Source organism: Limimaricola litoreus, assembly GCF_024159025.1.
Lineage (GTDB): Bacteria > Pseudomonadota > Alphaproteobacteria > Rhodobacterales > Rhodobacteraceae > Limimaricola > Limimaricola litoreus.
The window spans coordinates 1-18,728 of record NZ_JAMYXC010000191.1; the positions used below are offsets into that span (position 1 = coordinate 1).

The 18,728-nt window shown below is 60.3% G+C and carries 10 protein-coding genes and 1 pseudogene; 6 read left to right on the top strand and 5 right to left on the bottom strand.

Translation table 11 applies throughout. The features are described from left to right. Window positions 1-187 (top strand): annotated as a pseudogene (locus tag NHG85_RS12250) (IS21 family transposase); the annotation flags it as partial. Window positions 188-278: 91 nt separating this feature from the next. On the opposite strand, the gene NHG85_RS19855 reads toward NHG85_RS12250, so the two are convergent. Beyond that, window positions 279-1,523, bottom strand: a complete 1,245-nt coding sequence (locus NHG85_RS19855; RefSeq protein ID WP_253332751.1) for an O-antigen ligase family protein — start codon at window positions 1,521-1,523, stop codon at window positions 279-281. Between the two features lie 551 nt (window positions 1,524-2,074). On the opposite strand from NHG85_RS19855, the gene NHG85_RS12260 reads away from it, so the two are divergent. Next, window positions 2,075-6,463 (top strand): family 16 glycosylhydrolase, encoded by a 4,389-nt coding sequence (locus NHG85_RS12260; RefSeq protein ID WP_253332753.1) that lies wholly within the window; start codon window positions 2,075-2,077, stop codon window positions 6,461-6,463. Between the two features lie 13 nt (window positions 6,464-6,476). On the opposite strand, the gene NHG85_RS12265 is transcribed toward NHG85_RS12260, so the two are convergent. Continuing rightward, window positions 6,477-7,673 carry a glycosyltransferase family 4 protein gene (locus NHG85_RS12265; RefSeq protein WP_253332755.1) on the bottom strand — a complete coding sequence of 399 codons (1,197 nt, stop codon included), beginning with the start codon at window positions 7,671-7,673 and terminating at the stop codon, window positions 6,477-6,479. Window positions 7,674-8,025: 352 nt separating this feature from the next. Here NHG85_RS12265 and NHG85_RS12270 point away from each other — a divergent pair, with 352 nt between their 5' ends. Both NHG85_RS12270 and NHG85_RS12275 read left to right on the top strand, forming a co-directional pair. After that, the gene (locus tag NHG85_RS12270; RefSeq protein ID WP_253332757.1) at window positions 8,026-8,883 is read left to right on the top strand and encodes a PIG-L deacetylase family protein; all 858 of its coding nucleotides are present in this window, start codon (window positions 8,026-8,028) and stop codon (window positions 8,881-8,883) included. Then, window positions 8,880-9,680 (top strand): formyltransferase family protein, encoded by an 801-nt coding sequence (locus NHG85_RS12275; protein ID WP_253332759.1) that lies wholly within the window; start codon window positions 8,880-8,882, stop codon window positions 9,678-9,680. Before NHG85_RS12270 ends, NHG85_RS12275 begins: the two co-directional genes overlap by 4 nt. Window positions 9,681-9,927: 247 nt before the next feature. Here the strand turns inward: NHG85_RS12275 and NHG85_RS12280 are convergent, their stop codons facing one another. Further along, complete coding sequence (locus NHG85_RS12280) at window positions 9,928-10,773, bottom strand: acyltransferase (protein WP_253332760.1); 846 nt, start codon at window positions 10,771-10,773, stop codon at window positions 9,928-9,930. 48 nt (window positions 10,774-10,821) lie between these two features. Then, window positions 10,822-11,766 carry a lysylphosphatidylglycerol synthase transmembrane domain-containing protein gene (locus NHG85_RS12285; protein WP_253332762.1) on the bottom strand — a complete coding sequence of 315 codons (945 nt, stop codon included), beginning with the start codon at window positions 11,764-11,766 and terminating at the stop codon, window positions 10,822-10,824. A gap of 724 nt (window positions 11,767-12,490) precedes the next feature. Between NHG85_RS12285 and NHG85_RS12290 the strand changes: the two genes are divergently transcribed. Then, on the top strand, window positions 12,491-16,189 hold the full coding sequence (locus NHG85_RS12290; protein WP_253332763.1) for a G8 domain-containing protein: 3,699 nt from the start codon (window positions 12,491-12,493) through the stop codon (window positions 16,187-16,189). Here NHG85_RS12290 and NHG85_RS12295 read toward each other — a convergent pair. Next, entirely contained in the window at window positions 16,186-17,370 is a 1,185-nt protein-coding gene (locus NHG85_RS12295) for a glycosyltransferase family 2 protein (RefSeq protein ID WP_253332765.1), read from the bottom strand. The two genes, NHG85_RS12290 and NHG85_RS12295, sit on opposite strands and share 4 nt — an antisense overlap. A gap of 49 nt (window positions 17,371-17,419) precedes the next feature. Between NHG85_RS12295 and NHG85_RS12300 the strand changes: the two genes are divergently transcribed. After that, on the top strand, window positions 17,420-18,724 hold the full coding sequence (locus tag NHG85_RS12300; protein WP_253332766.1) for a polysaccharide biosynthesis/export family protein: 1,305 nt from the start codon (window positions 17,420-17,422) through the stop codon (window positions 18,722-18,724). Window positions 18,725-18,728 lie beyond the last annotated feature (4 nt).

The window sequence follows — 18,728 nt, forward strand, 5'->3', positions numbered from 1 at the left end:
GCCGCCGTGAAGAAGGCGCTGCACTTGGGCGCGGTCGGCTTCGATGCCGTGAAGCACCTCGTTCTCTGCCAGGTCGAGAAACGGCCGCCGAAGCTGGACCTCGACGTCTACCCCTATCTGCCGCGCGAATGTCGGGACCACCTCGACGGCCAGCTACATGTCCCTGCTATCGGGAGATGCGGCATGACCGATACCTCGAAGATCCTGCTCGCGGATCATCTGAAGACACTGAAGCTGCCGACCTTTCTGCGACATCGGTGTGACGCGCGACGGCGACGTTATGTACTTTTGTTATCTCTGAGGTCCCTCCGCTGCCGGGCAGCGGCGATGGCGCCGATCCAGAACACCATGTGGAATAGCACGAAAGGTTTGAGGAAATCTGCCTCAGTCATCGTGCGAACCAGCACGACCACCATGTGAGACATGAAAAAAAGCGATGGCATGGATCCTTCACCAAGTGCCCAACGACCAATCATCCATATCCCCCACAGCATCGCCGGGACCACGAGGCCCAAACCGATCAGGCCTTGGTGAACCGCGATCTCATAGTAGCTGTTGTGAAAATTGAAGATGTCCCAAGGACCTTTGTAGAATTCGAAGTATATTCTTTGAATGAGCGGCGATTCCGAATATCGCCAGAATCCTCCAGCCCCGACGCCAAGCAACGGGCGTTCACGGATTTGGTCTTCGGCGTACTGCCATAATACGGTCCGCCCCGTAAGTGTGCTGTCTTTGCCAAACTGGTTTAGAACTGCATCAACAGGGTCAATCTGCTGATAGGGAAGGTAAGTAAAAGCTGCGCCGAGGACGAGCCCACTGGTCACGAAGAGGACGGCAAGACGACTTGCGCGCAGAAGACCACCGCGCAGGACGATGGCGCCGGCCACGAGCATCAGGGAGGACGCGAAGACCAAAAGCACTGCCGTTGCCGAGTCGCTGATTGCGGCCATGAAGGCCGCGATGCCCGCCATGCCGAGTGCCGCGAGCCGGACGGGCCAATGCGTGCCCGAATCGAGAAAGGTGGCGAAGGCTACGATCCATAAAACCACCATGTTCTTGCCCATGGCGTTCTTAGAAGTGAATATGCCCAAGTCGCCCTGCCCTAGACCGAACGCGGCGACGATATTGACGACCCCGATCACGCTCGCTGCGAGGCAAATCGCATGCATGATCTGCCGCGGCGCCAAATTCGCCGCGACCTGGAGGCAGATGATAATCGTCAGCGAGAGATACAGCGCGTTTTTGAATGCCACGACTGGCAGTTCGGCCCAAAGCGGCGATAGCAGACTCCAAGCGGGGAAAAGCAGGAGCACCCAGGATCGGGCGATCAGCGGAAGGACGGCTCTCTGATCGCGCAGGATCGTGTATGCGTAGTAGAGAGCCAGTGGATACAGCAGCAGATCGTCGCCCCGAAACTGCACGAAGGTCACCATCGACCAGATGGTGAAAATCAAAAAATCCCGCTGCTGCGCCGAGATCCGCAGAGTAGGCCCGGTCGGATTGCCGATGCCAATGTCTGCCACATTGATGCTCCGCCTGAGAGGTCCCGCTATCTTCTCATATAATCGACAAATGACGCTCGGCTGGCAATCGGGCACCGGAAAATAGGCGCGTCGGCAAGGCTGAAACACTCGTCTAGCTTGAGAGACAGCCGTGCAGATAACAGCATCGACAGCCGAAGCCCTGGCTAAACGGTATCAATCTGTGGACGGCGTGTAGCCCATCCTCGGACACGCCGATGCCGCCATCAGCAAAGCAGTCGCCGAAAATTGAGGGGCGCGCGGACCTATCCCACCCGATGGCTGCCTACCCTACAAGGCTAATCGGTGAGCGACCTGATATAACAGTGGAAATGTTCGATCATGTCTGCGCTTACCGATGGTCCGATCGAGCTGGTTTCGAGCCTTAGTCCAGCCTTGCCCGCATTGGGCTAGGGTTGACAAGACATCTATTGTCAAGCCCCATGAGAGGGTCGGTTGGGATCCGTTAGCGATGTCGTCACCGATTTGGCACAGTCATGCGGGGCCGTGGGCTGATTTTACTATGTTTATTGGTGCATTTTTAGGAGGTGATCATGGGGCAGGAGAAATCCGACTCTTTTGACACATTCGACCCAACATTCTGGAATCTCTCGGATTTTGCTGTAGCGGCAACATGGAATCAGACGGCTTGGGAGGTGGATCATGCCCAATATGGTGGCGGCGACCTGACCCTGCGCCTTGACGGAACCGACACAGGCACCAAACCTTTCACCGGCGCCGAGATCCAGTCGCGAGACTCGTTCGGCTACGGCTCGTTTGAAGTGCGCATGAGAGCTTCCGGTGAATCCGGCACCGTATCGGCGTTTTTCCTCTACACCGGCGAATTTTTCGGCGCCGATGCCCACAATGAGATCGACTTTGAATTTCTTGGAAACAACCCATCCCAAGTCAGTATCAACTATTATTACGGCGACGATAAGCTCGCAAACTACATCGAAGAGGACATCAATCTCGGCTTCGATGCCTCCGCCGCGTTCCATGACTATCGGATCGACTGGATGCCCGACGCCATCCGCTGGTTCGTAGACGACAGGCTCTTTTACGAGATACGTTCCGATCAGGCACCTCTGCCCATCCCGAACGAAGACATGAGGGTGATGTCGAGCCTCTGGACCGGGGACACCAATCTTGAGCATTGGCACGGCCCGGTCGACCCAGAAATCGACACTTCGATGCAGCTGACCTCCTTTTCCTATCGCGAGGCCGACATCGATCTTCCGGTGGACCAGACCGGTGCCGTCACCTTCGCCGGAACCTCCAAGGCGTTGGTCATCGACATGGCGGCCGAAACCTATGCCGAGGCGGCGACAGTGCTTCCGATCGGAGATTCGTTGACGGTGGGCTACGTCGACGCCGGCGATCCGAACGAGGCGCCGGAAGAGCGCGATGGCTATCGGTTCGACCTTTTTCAGAACATCGTCGCGGCGGGCGGCTGGATCGACTATGTAGGGTTCCTGCAAAGCGGGCCATCCGACATGTTGGACAGGGACTACAGCGCCATCGGCGGGATGCCCCTGCGCAACATCGTCCGCAATGACAGCATAGCCGGCGAAGCGGACCTGTCCGACAATCTTGACCAGTTTCTACCTGACATCGTCCTCTTCATGGCTGGGACGAATGACTACAATCGTTTCGAAAACGGCTTCTTCAACAACAACTTCCCCTCGATCATGAACAATATCGGCAAGGCGATCGACCAGTTCCTCGCCATGCCGGGCAGCGAGGACTCCTACCTCGTGATCTCGACCTTGGCGCCGAAGATTAAAGCGAACACACCAGAGATCTACGCCGACTATCTGAACGAAGGCTATTCCACTGTGAACGGAAGCCCTGTGGTCGGCGATGCGGGCAACGGAACTTATCAGCCCGGGATCAAGGCGACGGTTCTGGCGCGGGCCGCGAGCACCCCCAACATCCTACTGTTCGAAAACCCCGTCACCGCATCTGGGCTGTCACCAGACGACGTTCACTTCAGCCATGCGTCCTATGCTGCCTACGCCGCGGCGCTCGCCGACTTCCTCGAAGCTGAGATCGGCCTGGCCGCTGGAACTTTCGATGGCGATGCCCACTACATGCAGTCGACCCAGCGGGTCGTCGGCAGCGACGCCGGAGACCGCATTTTGGGGACAGTCGGCGATGATGAAATCGACGGCGGAGGCGGCGGCGATTACATCGACGCGGGGTCTGGAGCAGACACGATTATCTTCGGTGCTGGTGCGCTCGACGGGACGCGGGATGTCATCGCAGGCTTCTCCATCACCGAGGGGGATACCATAAACCTCTCGCGCATGGCGGCGGCTTTGGGCTGGAGCGCGCAGCAGGTGCTCACTGGCCTCGTGTTCGAGGACGGGGAGAATGGCGTCCAGCTGAGTCTGGACACGGGTGGCGGCCTAGTCACATTCGCCGAGATCTTGGGACAGACCGCGGCCGCGGTCGAGCCATCGATCTCAGCAGCACCGCTGCCTTCTGCGGATGATGACGGCAACCTCGCGCTGACGGCGCCCGACCTTCTTATCGACGAGACCGAACTTGGCGCCGTCGACCTAGTGGTGTCAGGTCTGGACGCCGATGCGAGCGGCGCAATCATCATCACCGACGGGGTAAACACTCGGACCCAACAGGTCGCGTCCGACGGGGTGTATTCCTTCGACCTAACTGGGTTCGCCGACGGTGCCGTTATCACCTCGATCACAGCGACGACGGCGACGGGCGAAACCATCACCCTGCCAGGTGACACGCTCTCGGTTTTCGGCCCACCTCCGAACACCGGGGATGACGACGGGAACCTCGTTCTGACTGCGCCCGATGTCGAGATCGACGCGAACGAGGTGAGTGCGGTGGCCTTTGCCACCGCAGGGCTCGACGCCGACGCCACGGCGGTCGTCACCGTGAGCGACGGGGCGAACGAGGTCGTGTCGGGCCTGGTCTCGACGGATGGCACGGTGACGCTGGACCTCTCGACACTGTCGGATGGCCCCTTGACCAGCAGCGTCACCGCGACCGACACGGCCGGAGCCCGCGCAAGCGTGTCGGGCCCCGGCCTTACGCTGGCCACCGCGCCGGACACCTCCGCCGATGAGGATGGCAATCTAGCGCTGTCGGCGCCGGATCTTTCGATCGACGCGACCGAGGTCGGCACGGTGCTGTTCACCCTGTCCGGGTTGGATTCGGACGCGACGGCGGTGATCACGGTCGGCGACGGCGTCGGCACCGTACAATCGGCAGCCATCGGCGCAGACGGGACGGTGTCGATCGATCTCTCGACCTTGCAAGACGGCCCACTGACCAGCAGCGTAACGGCGACAGATGCATCGGCCAACACGGCCAGCGTCGCCGGGCCCGGTCTGACACTCGACACCAGCGCGCCGCCGCCTTCCTCCGGGGCCGAAGTCATCGGCACGGCTGCGGCGGACCGACTGAGTGGCATCGCGGGCGAGGACACCACGATCCTGGGCCTGGCAGGCAGCGATATCATTCAGGGCCGCGATGGCGACGATATCGTCATCGGTGGCGCGGATCCCGACACGCTGCGGGGCGGTGACGGAGGCGACACCTTCGTCTTTCTGGCCGAGGATCTGCTGAACCCGGGCGACGACCTGAAGGACTTTGACCTGCTCGAAGGCGACCGGTTGGAGTTGCGCGACATCCTGACCGGCTATGATGGTCTCGGGATCTTGGGTCACATCCGCATCGCCGCGCAGGGTACGATGGGCCGGCTTGAGGTTGACGTGGACGGTGGCGGCGACAACTTCACCATGCTGGCCTATATCCGCAACGGCCGGGCGCTCGATGCCGAAACCCTTTGGACCAATGGCGATATCCTAATCACCAGTTCCGGCCCACCTCCGAACACCGGGGATGACGACGGGAACCTCGTTCTGACTGCGCCCGATGTCGAGATCGACGCGAACGAGGTGAGTGCGGTGGCCTTTGCCATCGCAGGGCTCGACGCCGACGCCACGGCGGTCGTCACCGTGAGCGACGGGGCGAACGAGGTCGTGTCGGGCCCGGTCTCGACGGATGGCACGGTGACGCTGGACCTCTCGACACTGTCGGATGGCCCCTTGACCAGCAGCGTCACCGCGACCGACACGGCCGGAGCCCGCGCAAGCGTGTCGGGCCCCGGCCTTACGCTGGCCACCGCGCCGGACACCTCCGCCGATGAGGATGGCAATCTAGCGCTGTCGGCGCCGGATCTTTCGATCGACGCGACCGAGGTCGGCACGGTGCTGTTCACCCTGTCCGGGTTGGATTCGGACGCGACGGCGGTGATCACGGTCGGCGACGGCGTCGGCACCGTACAATCGGCAGCCATCGGCGCAGACGGGACGGTGTCGATCGATCTCTCGACCTTGCAAGACGGCCCGCTGACCAGCAGCGTAACGGCGACAGATGCATCGGCCAACACGGCCAGCGTCGCCGGGCCCGGTCTGACACTCGACACCAGCGCGCCGCCGCCTTCCTCCGGGGCCGAAGTCATCGGCACGGCTGCGGCGGACCGACTGAATGGCATCGCGGGCGAGGACACCACGATCCTGGGCCTGGCAGGCAGCGATATCATTCAGGGCCGCGATGGCGACGATATCGTCATCGGTGGCGCGGATCCCGACACGCTGCGGGGCGGTGACGGAGGCGACACCTTCGTCTTTCTGGCCGAGGATATGCTGAACCCGGGCGACGACCTGAAGGACTTTGACCTACTCGAAGGCGACCGGTTGGAGTTGCGCGACATCCTGACCGGCTATGATGGTCTCGGGATCTTGGGTCACATCCGCATCGCCGCGCAGGGTACGATGGGCCGGCTTGAGGTTGACGTGGACGGTGGCGGCGACAACTTCACCATGCTGGCCTATATCCGCAACGGCCGGGCGCTCGATGCCGAAACCCTTTGGGCCAATGGCGATATCCTAATCACCGCGTGACCTGACTGCCTTGTCAAAAACTCGCAGTCTCGCATGACGGACCTGATGTGGCCCGATCTTTCTTGCGGCTGTAGGGCGCAGCCGCGAGCGTGTGATATAGGGCCTCAAGTTCCCGGTCTCGTTTTGAGGCGGCGAACCGATATCTGGCTGTGTCGAACGCGGCGACCGACATCTCTTCGAGCTTCTCCCTGTCGACGGCAAGCGTGGCTAGGTGCGCCAACAGGCGAGCCGCGACCTTCTCGGTCGTGTCGCGAAGAATGCGTATATAGTCGACCCCATCGTGATCATGTGCCCAAAGGGGCGCCCAGACGCCTTGTTCGGTCACTGGCAGATCGATGAGGAAGCCGTTGACCCCCTCTTCAATGATCTCCGGCAGCGCGCAACAGGCAGTGCCGATCACGGGCACTCCCATCGCGAAGGATTCGATCACCGAATACCCGTAGGTGTCCGAGAGTGTTGGTAGCAGGCTGACATCTGAGGTGTGCAGAAGGGCGAGCAGTTCGCTATTTGCCAGTTTCCCGTGATGGTGCAGATTCGGGAGTTTGAGCGCGACTAGGTAGTCGTTTGCAAAATCCAAGGCGTTGGGGTCGGTCCAGACGCCGTTGGCCGCACCCATGGTCATGTCCGACACGATGTGGAATTCGATCGGCAATCCCTCCTCGTGGGCACGCCGCGCTGCATGGAGGACGGAAAGCCCGCCCTTGCGGATGAAATGGCTGCCGACGAAGACACATTTGAGGACGCGCTCGCCGCGCCGGTCCTGTCGTGGCCTTTTCTCCGGAACGCGGATATTGGGGTGTATCGGGTCGGTGAGCTTGTCCTCAAGAACGTCAAGATACGCGCAGCTTCGTTGTTGCCTGAGAAACAACCCGCGTGCGAATTTTGAGATCGGGATGATCGCCCGACATCTGGTGTCGGCCAGCTTCCTCGTAAAATACCGGAACGCCGCACTGCCTTCGTAGCCGAACAGGCGCGGCAAATGGCTTTCGAAAGTGATTGCGAAGGGACGGGTACCGAGCGGGATGCGGTTGAAGGTTGCAATTAGGTCGGCATCGGTGGTCGGCATGAACAGAGCCACCTCTAGCGGCGTCCACAACTTGTGCATCGGAAGCCATCTGCGCGTGATCAGGCGAATGGATTGAGGGTCTCTGGGCGTGTTGAATTGTGCGGGATAACCATAGGGCCGCAGAACTTTTGGTTGCTGTGTCATGACCGTCCCGCTCGAAGGTTCTGAAGTCTCCAACATTCCTGTTCAGGCTATCCGATGCCCCGTATTCTCAAAAGTAGATTCACGAGTTACATCGGATCCCTGCGCGAGAGGCGTCCCCGCGTCCGCCCGGACCGTGACAGCACGCCCGACGCTGTACCACGTCGATGCGGCCCGTAGCTCTTCGTTTCAAAGAGCACGCATTACTGGACCACTGACGGATCGCTCGCATCCCGATCAAGATGCGAGCGGCAGTCAGTCCGGGCTACTGGGTATTGTCAGGGGTACAGTTCCTTTGCAGTATGATCCGAGGTGACGGTTCAATCCAGTATGTTTGCCGAGGTGAATTGGTTCTATGGCCTTTGTCGACCTCTCGATGATCTGGCAGCCGCTCGAACAGGCAGCGATGCGGCGGTTGTGGCGGCGGCTCGCTCGCCGTGCCGAGAACCGGACGCAGGAGATGTCGCACGGCGATTGTCTCATCCTTGCCCCCCATCCCGACGACGAAACACTGGGCTGCGGCGGACTCATAATGCGCAAGCGCGAAGCGGGGCAACGGGTCCATGTCGCCGTGGCCACCGACGGGGGTGCGACTGGCGCGACCGGGGCTGTGTCCGGTATGCTCGGAGACGACATGATCAAGCTGCGCGAAGGCGAGACCATCGCCGCCTGCGCACTTCTCGGTGTGAGTGCGTCTCATATCCGGTTCCTGGGCTTCCCCGATGGCGCACTCTCCGCGCAAAGCGTCGGGCTCGAGGCGCAGATTGTCGCGCTCGTGCAGGAGCTGTCCCCCTCAGAAATCTTCGTCTGCGCCTTGCACGACGGCCATCGCGATCACGTCGATTTGGCGCGGGTGGTGCGCCAGCTTCACACCGCGGATCGCCTCGGCGGTGCGACGCTATGGGAATACCCGGTCTGGTTCTGGGACTTTCGGTCTTGGCGTCCTGAAGGGCTTAGCAACAAGGCCGGGTTTGTTGCCGGTCTACGTAACTCAAGCCGGTCGGCGCGGCATCTAAAAGCAGTTGCACTTGACCTTGACGGGATCGTGCAACGCAAGCGCAAAGCGCTTGCTTGTCACCGCTCGCAAACCGGAGCGCTTGAGGGCGAGCTGGGGTGGAGCGGATTGCCGGCATCCTTTCTCGAATTTTTCTTTCGCGATCGCGAGTTGTACTTCGAGATTGCCCGAACGCGGGACGGCGCGACTAAGCGATGAGCGGCGTCGGGCTGATCACGGGGGACACGCCGCTAGGCCGCCACATGGCGGCACGACTTGCGCAGAGGCTGGCTGGGAGTAACGATCCGCTGCGCAGTGTTCTGGTTCTCAAGCCGCCCACGCCTGCCTCTCACCGCAGATTGGCAGGTCGCGTGATCGGGCGATTGCAGCGCCTGCTGGCCGCCGGACAAGACCTGTCCGACACGGTTCACCAGTACGAGAGCGAGGCACGTAAGGCCTTTTTTAATAGCGCTGGCCCGCTGCCCGACTGGCCCGAGGGATGCGAGATTCGGAGCATCGCGCGCGTCGACGTCAACAGCGATGAGACAGTTGCGTGGCAAGCTGCTTTCTCGGCACGGGTGATCGTGTTGACAGGGACGCCGATCGTCCGTGCACCGCTGTTGCGGACAGCATCACTTGGCGTACTGAACATGCATGGCTCCCTTCTGCCCCATTACCGGGGCACCCGCGTCGAGCTTTGGCAGGTGCTCAACGACGATCTCGACAAGGCGGGCCTGACGATTCACTATGTGGACCCCGGCGTCGATACCGGTGATATCATCGCCCAGTTTCCCCAAGCAGCTGCGGCCTCGGATGGGCCCTGGACTATACGGATGCGAAACCAGGTGACTGCACTTGACGCGATGCCTCGGGCAGTTTGTGACGTGCTGGCTGGCACAGCGTCACGGCGCAGGCAGGATCCGGAGCTGGGGGGAAAGATCTATCGCTACGCTGATATCACGCCTGACGTCTTGAAGGAGGTCATTGCGATCATGGACAGGCGGCTTTGCGTTTAAGGTCCAAGGCTACGTCAGCCGCTGGCCATCTGAGTTAGCCTAGGAGGCCGTGGCGTGAATTGCAGATGAGCTGTATGCTTATCAGCTCAACGACGAAGGCAGGGCCGTCTTTGATACTCGTGCCGCATAGAGGCGGCTGGCGAGTGCCACGGCGTGATTTCGTCATATTGCATCCTACTTGGTGAACGGGGGTGCCGGGCTGTGAAGCTACACCCGGTCCCGGCAGCATAACCCACGCCTCGCGGCTTTACTCTGCGAGCTGTTCGGCTCCCTCGGGCGGCGCGGCCTTTGCCTGCACGGATTCATTGGCAACCTCGCGCGTGATCGTTTCTCCAGCAGACGGGGACTTTGCAGGACGCTCGCGCAGGACCCGCGCCGGGGTGCCTGCGACGATGACACCTTCTGGCATCGGGGCCGTGACCACAGAGCCCGCCGCCACAGCGGTGCCGGTACCGATCGTCACTCCATCCATCAGCACTGAATGCGTCCCGATCCAGACATCGTCCGCCAGTTCGATCCCGCGGGCCCGGTCTTCCCGTAAAGAGCGGTTGATCCGCTTTTCTCTTTGGGCGAGATCGTAGTTTCCGCCCCCCACCACGTAGCAATAAGCACTGATCAAGACATCGGCCCCGATGCGAACCCGACTACAGGAGAAGATTTCCGCATTGAAGCCGACATTGGCGCGTTCGCCAAGCTCGATGTTACCGTCTTTACAGCTTAGGATTGAGTTGCGGCCGATGAAGCAGTCCTGTGCGATGCTGATTCCGGTGTTGGTCTTGCCCTTGGCATCCATCAGCACGTTATCGTCGATAATGACCCGGTCCCCAAGCCGGATCTTGTGCGGATGCCGCAGAGTGATGTTGCGCCCGAACACCACGCCCCGCCCGCATTCACCCAAGATCAACGGGTAGAGCTTACCGCGCAGAAACAGGCCGAGCGCGCCCGGTATCGGGCAGACAAAGAGCATGATCAGTTCGTACCGGATCAGGGCCCAAAGACTGCGGGACCCTATAACCATGTCCTGATACTTCTGCATAGTCGAGCTTCGGCGCCCGGCTACCTCGTCTTGCACCTTGTACGATATCTCACCCATGACCGTCTCCTGTCGTTCGATCATACTCTGTTTCGGTGTTTCCAAGCCTCACCGGACCGCCCCCTGCCCCGGGATCGGCGCGCGGCCATCTAAGAGATAGAGAACTCCCCCCAGAAGCGACGTGATCGACAGTTGTGCACGCAGTACGAGGGCAATTGCCAAGCCTTGTTCGAGTCCGGTGCCAATCGGCAAGAGCAGCACAGAGAACGCCCACTCCCACACGCCGATGCCCCCCGGCGTGGTTGGAAGGGCGGCGATCACCAAGATGATCGGTGCGACTGCCGACAACGAAACGATATCGAGATCGACCCCAAGCGCCCAGCCGGTGACGTAGATGTTCACGACCGTCAGCAGGTGATAGAGCAACGAGTAAAGGAAACTGAGCCCAACTATGCGAGGCCTGCCCCAGAACGTCCCCATCGCACGGCGCATTCCCTCGATCTTGCGGATCGGCCGACGCACTAGTGGGACAGTGTCGATATATCCCAACATAGGGCGCGCCACGGGATCGGGCATCCAGATCAATGCCATCAGAACGGCACATCCGGCAAGCATGATTGCAATGGATCCCGCGACCAGAAGATTGTCGTGCAGAGCGGGTGTAAGAGCAAAGCCGATGGCGGCCAGCCCGACCAGCGTTAAAAGCCCGACAAGCCGCTCCAGCACGACCGCGGCGAGAGATTCCGTCTGTGATCCGATGCGCCGCCCGACGAGGTAGGAGCGCGCCACGTCGCCGCCGACGCTACTAGGCAAGAAATTGTTAAAGAAATACCCCATCGTGTAATAGAGCATCAACGAGATGAGGCTCATGTCGATACCGCGATATCGCAAAAGCAGGCGCCATTTCAGACAGCTTGCCCAAATCAATACGACTGGGACCAACAGAACGACCGCGAAGCCACCGAGCGTCAGTTCCATGAGAATAGAGGTGGTCTGCCGCCAGATATCGCCCTGGAACAGGAGCAGAGCGATCAGCGCGAGGCCGATGATCAACTTGATTGATAGAACTCGTGCAGACCGATGCATGCATCATACCCTTTACGTAAGGGACGGTAGCATATCACCGCCGCGTTACAAAGAGCGTTGCCTTTCGGAGTGTCATGTCTGGTCGCTATGGGATCTGCGCTTGTTAATTCGCAACTACATAAAGGCCGAGCACCGGCGCTCGGCCTAGTGGAGAGACGAGAGTAAGGCCGCCCATGGCTGCGGCACACCCTGTCAGTCGACATGTCGAGATCGATCGAATCCCCTCTCTGAAAGAAGAGCGCTCCCGTCACGTCACTCACGAGAACGGTTGCCTCAGAAGACAATTGCCGAGGCATATTAAGGCGAAAGGGTTTGATCACGCACCCTTTTAGGGTGAGTACCCAACGTCATTGCGCTGCATCTCGCGCAGTTTGTTCGACTTGTCAGCATCATCTCGCCCAAGAGTGCATACGTCGTGTTGCACCAAGTCTGCCGAAAGGGCACATGCTTCCGGCAGCCACGGACGACACTCGTCCAGGTACATTAAAACGACGCTAAGACTTGTGGTGCATTACGAGTGACGCTCGGTCAACTGTGACAAACAAAAGCCCTTATCCACACCAACGCCGTTATTCTGCCGTTTGTACCGCCTATCTGAACGTATAGGCGGCCGAAGCGGTGAGTTCTCCCAAACTCACCGCCCCGCGGCAGAACGTCCACCGCTCACAGCCCCCGTACAAGAGGCATATCGATGAACACGACCCACTCTCTCGCCCATGGCATGGAGCAAGCTAACGCCTTGTTCGCTATCGACAAGGCTACCCATGTCGCCGTCAGGGACGGAAACTGGACCGACCCTAATACTTGGGAAGGTGGCAAGGTGCCCAGCGATGAGGCTATGATACACATCCCCGAAGGAATTTCAATCCGTTACGATGCACGGACTTCGCCGGATCTAGGCATGTTACGCGTTGATGGCAATATGAAATTTGCCCGCGATCACAGCACCGAGATGCGGATCGAGACCATCGTGACAACCCCCGGATCGAGCTTCGACATCGGCTCGATGGGCGATCCGATCCCTGCGAGTGTCACAGTGGATATCGTGTTCAGGGATACCCCGATCGACACCGCGGCCGATCCGGAAATGCTCGGCCACGGGTTGGTCGCTTTCGGTGATGTGGATATTCAGGGCGCCGCCAAGCAAGGACACCTGGTTATCAAGGGGGACGTTCCTGCCGGCGCCACTTCGATGGCTGTCGAGGGCGACTTGAACAACTGGAAGGCTGGAGACACCATCCTTGTTGTCGGCACCACCTATCTGGGTGAAAACAGCAAGGGCGTCCTCATGACCGAGGACGAGACTCGCACGATCACCCGAGTCGAGGGTGACACAATCCATTTCGACACACCGCTTGACCATGGGCATTCGCGACCGACCTCTCAAGAGGCGGACATCTATGTCGGCAACCTATCGCGGAACGTGACCTTTAGCTCCGAGAACCCCGAAGGTACGCGCGGTCACGTGATGCTGCATAACGGCATGGCCGACGCCGTAGACGGCTCGGCCAACAACGTTCGCTATGCCGCGTTCGAAGATCTTGGTCGCACCGACAAGACGATGGACATCAGCGCTGCCAACCCCGAAGGCCGCTATCCGCTCCACCTCCATCAGACTGGAACGGACGAGGGCGCGGCCACGAACTATCTGGTCGGCAACGCCGTTTCGGGTGGCCCGGGCTGGGGTATCGTCCAGCACAGCAGCCGGGGCGAGGTAAACGACAACATCGTCTATGACATCGTCGGTGGCGGAATCGTATCTGAGCTCGGTAACGAAACCGGCGCCTGGATGCGCAACCTCGTCTCCAGTGTCACCGGCTACAATGCTGAGAACAAGAATGGCGACGGCGATCAAGGGGCGGCTTACGAGAACCAGTCGCGTATTATTGTCCAGCAGGACAACATCGCTGCAAATTCGAAGCTGGGCTGGAACTTCTCGGGTCAAGAATCTTTTGCCGAAGACGATCCGAGCAAAGCACCGAACGACGGCATCCATCGCAAGATGTTCGAGCGCGATCAGCTGAAATTCGACCCTGATCCGTTCGACGTGGCAATCGATCACGAAGAGCCGGCGATCACGGACTTCGTTGGGAACGAGGTGATGACCTCCACCGAGGCGTTCCGCGTATTCCACCGTCAGTTCGCAAACCACAGCGACACCCTGAGCGTCATAAAGGATTTCGACATTTGGGGCGGTAAGGACGGTGTCAACCTGCAGAACTACGGGTTCAACTACGAGTTCATCGACTCGGACTGGAGCGGCAGCGGCATTGCCTTCACGATGTGGGGCAAGAACTCCTCGGCGGTCATGAATGATATCCGGGCTTCTGATTTCGGTTTGCTCTGGAAGGCGCACGGCATCAGCCACGAAGCAGTGCTCTATGATGTCGTGACCAACGACGTAGACCGAATGTTCGACATTGCCTATGATAACACGCGGGGCGACACCTCCTATTGGAAGCAATACTTTGCCCAATTCGGCATCGACTATGAGAACCCGCTTCCGAAGATCCTGTCGAAGGAGGACGCCGACCCTAACGCGGGCCTAACCTTCACGCTCGGCAGCGACGCGGACAACACCCTCGCGCCGAACGACGACGAAGTGCACATTACCGGAAAGATCGTCGACGGTCTCGGCGAGCGTGTGTTCTATGAAAACATCATCGGCAGCACCAGCAATCAAGCCTCGTCGTATGAGGGTGCGAGCCTTAAGCTCGTGAATTACGACACAACGTGGCATCGCAATTTCTCCCGAGACGAGTTCCTCGAACTGCACGGCACGTGGCAGAAGGAGAACGGCGACTGGGTCGCACCGGTGGTCTTTTGGCTGACCGAACGGCTAAGCGGCGATCAGCATCCAGTGGTCATCGAAATCAACCTCAAGGATTTCGATGACACCTACCTGTCGAAATTCGCTCTTGCGTCCTACCCGACGCCGGAGGTCAACAACCCCGACTTCGAACTCGGCTTTGACGTCACAGGTGGCGGCACGCAGCTTGAGGGTGAGACAGGGGTTACGATGCCACCGGTTTCCGGCGGCTCGGAGACTGACACGCCGGTTGCCGTCCCGACCGAACCCGAGGATGTGCCTACTGAAACGGGCGGTGAGACCCTTACCGGTTCTGACGGCGAACTCGGAGAGGGCGATGCGCCCATCGGTGAGACCCCGGCGCCCACGACCCCTGGCAGGCCCGAAACGATCGACTCGGAAACGGGCGTGACTACTATGCCAAGCGACCCGATATCTGGTGGAGCCGGCGATCCTGGGAGCATGAACCTCGTGGAAGGTACCGCGCGGGACGAGCGTATGGACGGCACGGCCGGTGGCGATATCCTGTTTGCCGGACTCGGCAGCGACATCCTCAGAGGTAAGGCCGGTGCGGACATCTTCGCGCTCGCTGTCGGCGATGCCGGGTCGGGGAAAGTCGATGACGTCAAAGACTTCGATCTACTCGAAGGCGACATGGTGGCACTCGTCGATGTGCCCGGGGCTCTGGCCTCATCCGGCGCGTTCGACTGGGTGCGCTTCGTCAAGTCGGGTACCTTGGGCGAACTTCAAATCGACACGGGCACGGGTTTCGAGTCGCTGGCAAAGTTCCGCTGGGGACGCGATCTCGACGTGGAAGATCTTTATGCAAGTGGCCAGTTCAAAGTGTTCGAGAGTATCGACGCTCTGATCGCTGGCGACGATGCGCCCGTTGATGAGGGGGGCAAAACGCCGGTCGAAACCCCAACCGAGCCGACACCCGTGGTCGAAACCCCAACAAAGCCGAAACCCGTGGTCGAAACCCCGGCCGAGCCGACGCCCGTGGAACCCCAAGATCCGGCGGGTGAAGCAGAGGATATTGTGTCCGAAGGCGGCAGCGTCGAGGGCGACACGCCAGTTAAACTACCGGTAGAGGTCGAGCCGGTCGGCGAGACCGCAACTGCTTCCGAGTTCATCTTTGAACTGACGCACGCCGGTGGCGACACCAATGATTATCTGACGGGCAGCGAAGGCGACGATGTTCTAGTGGGATATGCGGGAACCGACCGGATCTGGGGCGGCAATGGCAACGATATCCTCATAGGTGACCAAGGAAGCGATAAGCTCTTCGGCGGCAGTGGCGCGGATACCTTCGTGCTGAAGACTCGGGATGTCGGTCAGGACGTTGACGACATCAAGGATTTCGACGCTTCCGAAGGGGATATCCTCGCCATCATCGGTGCTGCTGACGATGTACCCGAGGACATGCTTGCCCGGATGCGCGTTGTCGACAAGGGCACCGTTGGGGTGCTGCAATACGACCAGTCCGGCGAGGGCTTCAAAGATATGGCCATGCTGCGCAATGGTCGCGGGCTCGACATCGATACTTTGTACGCCAACGGCGCGCTCGAGCTCTACTCCTAAGCGCGACCCGGCCGAGAGTCGGTACACCATGAGGACAGGAACGCCGCAGCAGGAATGTTGCGGCGTTCGATCGTTTGCAGCCCCGAAGCGCCCCGGCCGCTGATGGGCGACACCAGCCCGGACGAAAGCCGTAAGAGCCGCGCGGCCGTTGTCGCATCACGCTCCCTCACAGCCGCTTTCAGCCGCCATGCCAGCCCCCGCACGAGCGCGTTCGCGATGGAAGCACCGCAGGCGTTTTGCCTAGAAAGCGCCCAAAGCCCGCGTCGCGATGCGGGGCTCATTGCCTCCTCGATACCGTGCTTGCCCGCCATGGCGCGTCGGCAGATGGCCTGTTCGACGGCGCACAGCGGCTTGGCGGGCATGATGGCTGCGGCACGGTCGAAATCTTCACGCGCGGACACCCAGTCCGTTCGCCGCGCATGGACACAGGCCCGCTGTAACAAGGCCGCGCGGGCGACGGCATGCCGGGAATCGGCGTCAAACATTGCCTCGTAGAAATCGAGCGGTATTCGGTTCCGGAACTCGGCAAATATGGTCCGGTCGGCATCCTTCCACACCTCCTCAGATTTCGCGGCAGCGTGACGGGCGCCAGCCGGACCACGATCGCCGTCATGCTTTCGTTGCAGAAACAGTGGCGCATCGGTGAGGACAATCGGCGACAGTGTGGCCAGACGAATGAGCATTTCGTAGTCAATCGAACGGGGCAGATCCTCCCGGAATGGCCCCGCGTGATCATAGATGTTCCGGCGCACCATCATCGCATTCTGGAAGAGGAAAATGTCCTCAAGTAGATGTCGGACCGGGGAGCCGTTGGACAGATCGGGCCAGTAGCCTGGCCCTTCTTCGGATCGCACGCCACCTTGCCCATCTCGAAATCGCCGGTAGCCGCCCCCCGAAATGCCGGCTTGTGGCGCTGCCTCCAGCATACCGGCCAGCATTTCTGCCGCCTGAGGCAAGGCAAGATCGTCATCGTCGCAAATCCAGATCAAATCGCCGCGCGCCTGTCTCATTGCCGTGTTGAGCGCCCTGGATTTTCCACCGTTTTCTATGCGGAAGTATCTGATTTCTCGGCCAAACCTCTTGGCAACCGCCTCGGTCGCGTCGGTCGAGCCGTCGTCGCAGACAATTATTTCGTCGGGGCGGCGAGTCTGAGCGAGCAGAGCATTGACAGCTTCGATCAAATACCCTGCCCTGTTGTAAGTCGGTATAATCGCCGTGATCGAAGACATAATGATGAAAACCCAAATACCTGATCGGATTATGAAAGCCGCTAAGCGTGGCGTAGGCAAGTTCGTGTTTTTGTGCGGATGTGCCGGCGCGCTCGTGCTCTGGTTGGCCGTCGTCCTCTCGGGGCAGGCCGCCTTGGCGCAGCATGGCGGTGGCTATGCCTTGGCGGCCGGCGATCGGATTTCGATCAAGGTGCTGTCGTGGAACGCCGTAACCCTTCAATTCGAAACCTTCGACGCGCTCGCGGGGACGTTCGAGATTGACCAAAACGGTGAGGTCGCGCTTCCCTTGTTGGGATCGGTAGCGGCGGCCGCGCAGACACCGGCGGCCTTGGCTGCGCTACTTCCCGAACTCTACCGCAACCGCCTCGGTCTCGGAACGCCGCCAAGCGTGACAGTCGAGGTCGTGGCGTTCAGACCAATCTACGTGCTCGGTGACGTGGCACAGCCGGGGCGATACGAATTCACGCCGGGGATCACCGTTTTGCAGGCCTATGCCGTGGCGGGGGGCGGTTATCGGTCGGTCGAGGCGCGCAGCGATGTCGTGTCAAACACGATCCGGACCATTGGCAGCATCTCGGAGCTCGAAAGCGAGATCGCCAGGACGCGAATGACAGTCGCGCGGCTCGAAGCGGAGATGAAGGGTGAAACGACGTTCGAGCGGCCGGATCTAGTGCCGCACCCCGAGGGAGAGAAGGCCGAGGAGCTGCTGTTCCTCCTGGAGCGCGACCTGTTCGTCAATCGGTACGAGCGCTTTCAGACCGAGCTTGCCTCGCTAGACGAGGAGCAGGCGCTGTTGGTCAATGAGATATCCTCGCTTGACGAAAAGCTGAGCGGAATTCAGCGCCAACTCGAACTATTGGACGAGTCTCTTGGAAACATGGAGGAGCTGCGCGACCGCGGGCTGGCTAGGTCCCCTGCCCTGATCGATCTGCAGCGTACGCAGATCGAGCTGCAAGCGCGGGAGCTGGATGCGCAGACCGGGATTTTCCGGGCTCGCCAACAACAATCCGAGCTGTCGCGCGCGGCAAATGACCTGCGGACAGGACGTCAGTTGCGAGTCTTGCAGGAATTGCAAGCGGCGCAGGCTCTGACCGAACGGAACGAGACACGATTGGGAACGTTGCAGAATCTCCTTTCGGTGGCCGAACTCCAGATGCTCGGCAAGGACGAGACAGAAGAAACGACGCTGCAGTTTCAAATACTGCGCGATAGCGGCGGTGCACAGGAGACTATGCTCGCCACCCCATCAACTGCCCTGCAGCCGCTCGATGTACTGATCGTGACGCTCGCTTCAACCTCCGAGTGATCCC

What these genes read in the sequence shown, in the direction of transcription:
- NHG85_RS12290 (WP_253332763.1), top strand. Translation starts at nt 12,491, where the DNA reads ATGAACACGACCCACTCTCTCGCCCATGGCATGGAGCAAGCTAACGCC.
- NHG85_RS12280 (WP_253332760.1), bottom strand. Translation starts at nt 10,773, where the DNA reads ATGGGTGAGATATCGTACAAGGTGCAAGACGAGGTAGCCGGGCGCCGA.
- NHG85_RS12270 (WP_253332757.1), top strand. Translation starts at nt 8,026, where the DNA reads ATGGCCTTTGTCGACCTCTCGATGATCTGGCAGCCGCTCGAACAGGCA.
- NHG85_RS12300 (WP_253332766.1), top strand. Translation starts at nt 17,420, where the DNA reads ATGATGAAAACCCAAATACCTGATCGGATTATGAAAGCCGCTAAGCGT.
- NHG85_RS12275 (WP_253332759.1), top strand. Translation starts at nt 8,880, where the DNA reads ATGAGCGGCGTCGGGCTGATCACGGGGGACACGCCGCTAGGCCGCCAC.
- NHG85_RS12265 (WP_253332755.1), bottom strand. Translation starts at nt 7,673, where the DNA reads ATGACACAGCAACCAAAAGTTCTGCGGCCCTATGGTTATCCCGCACAA.
- NHG85_RS12260 (WP_253332753.1), top strand. Translation starts at nt 2,075, where the DNA reads ATGGGGCAGGAGAAATCCGACTCTTTTGACACATTCGACCCAACATTC.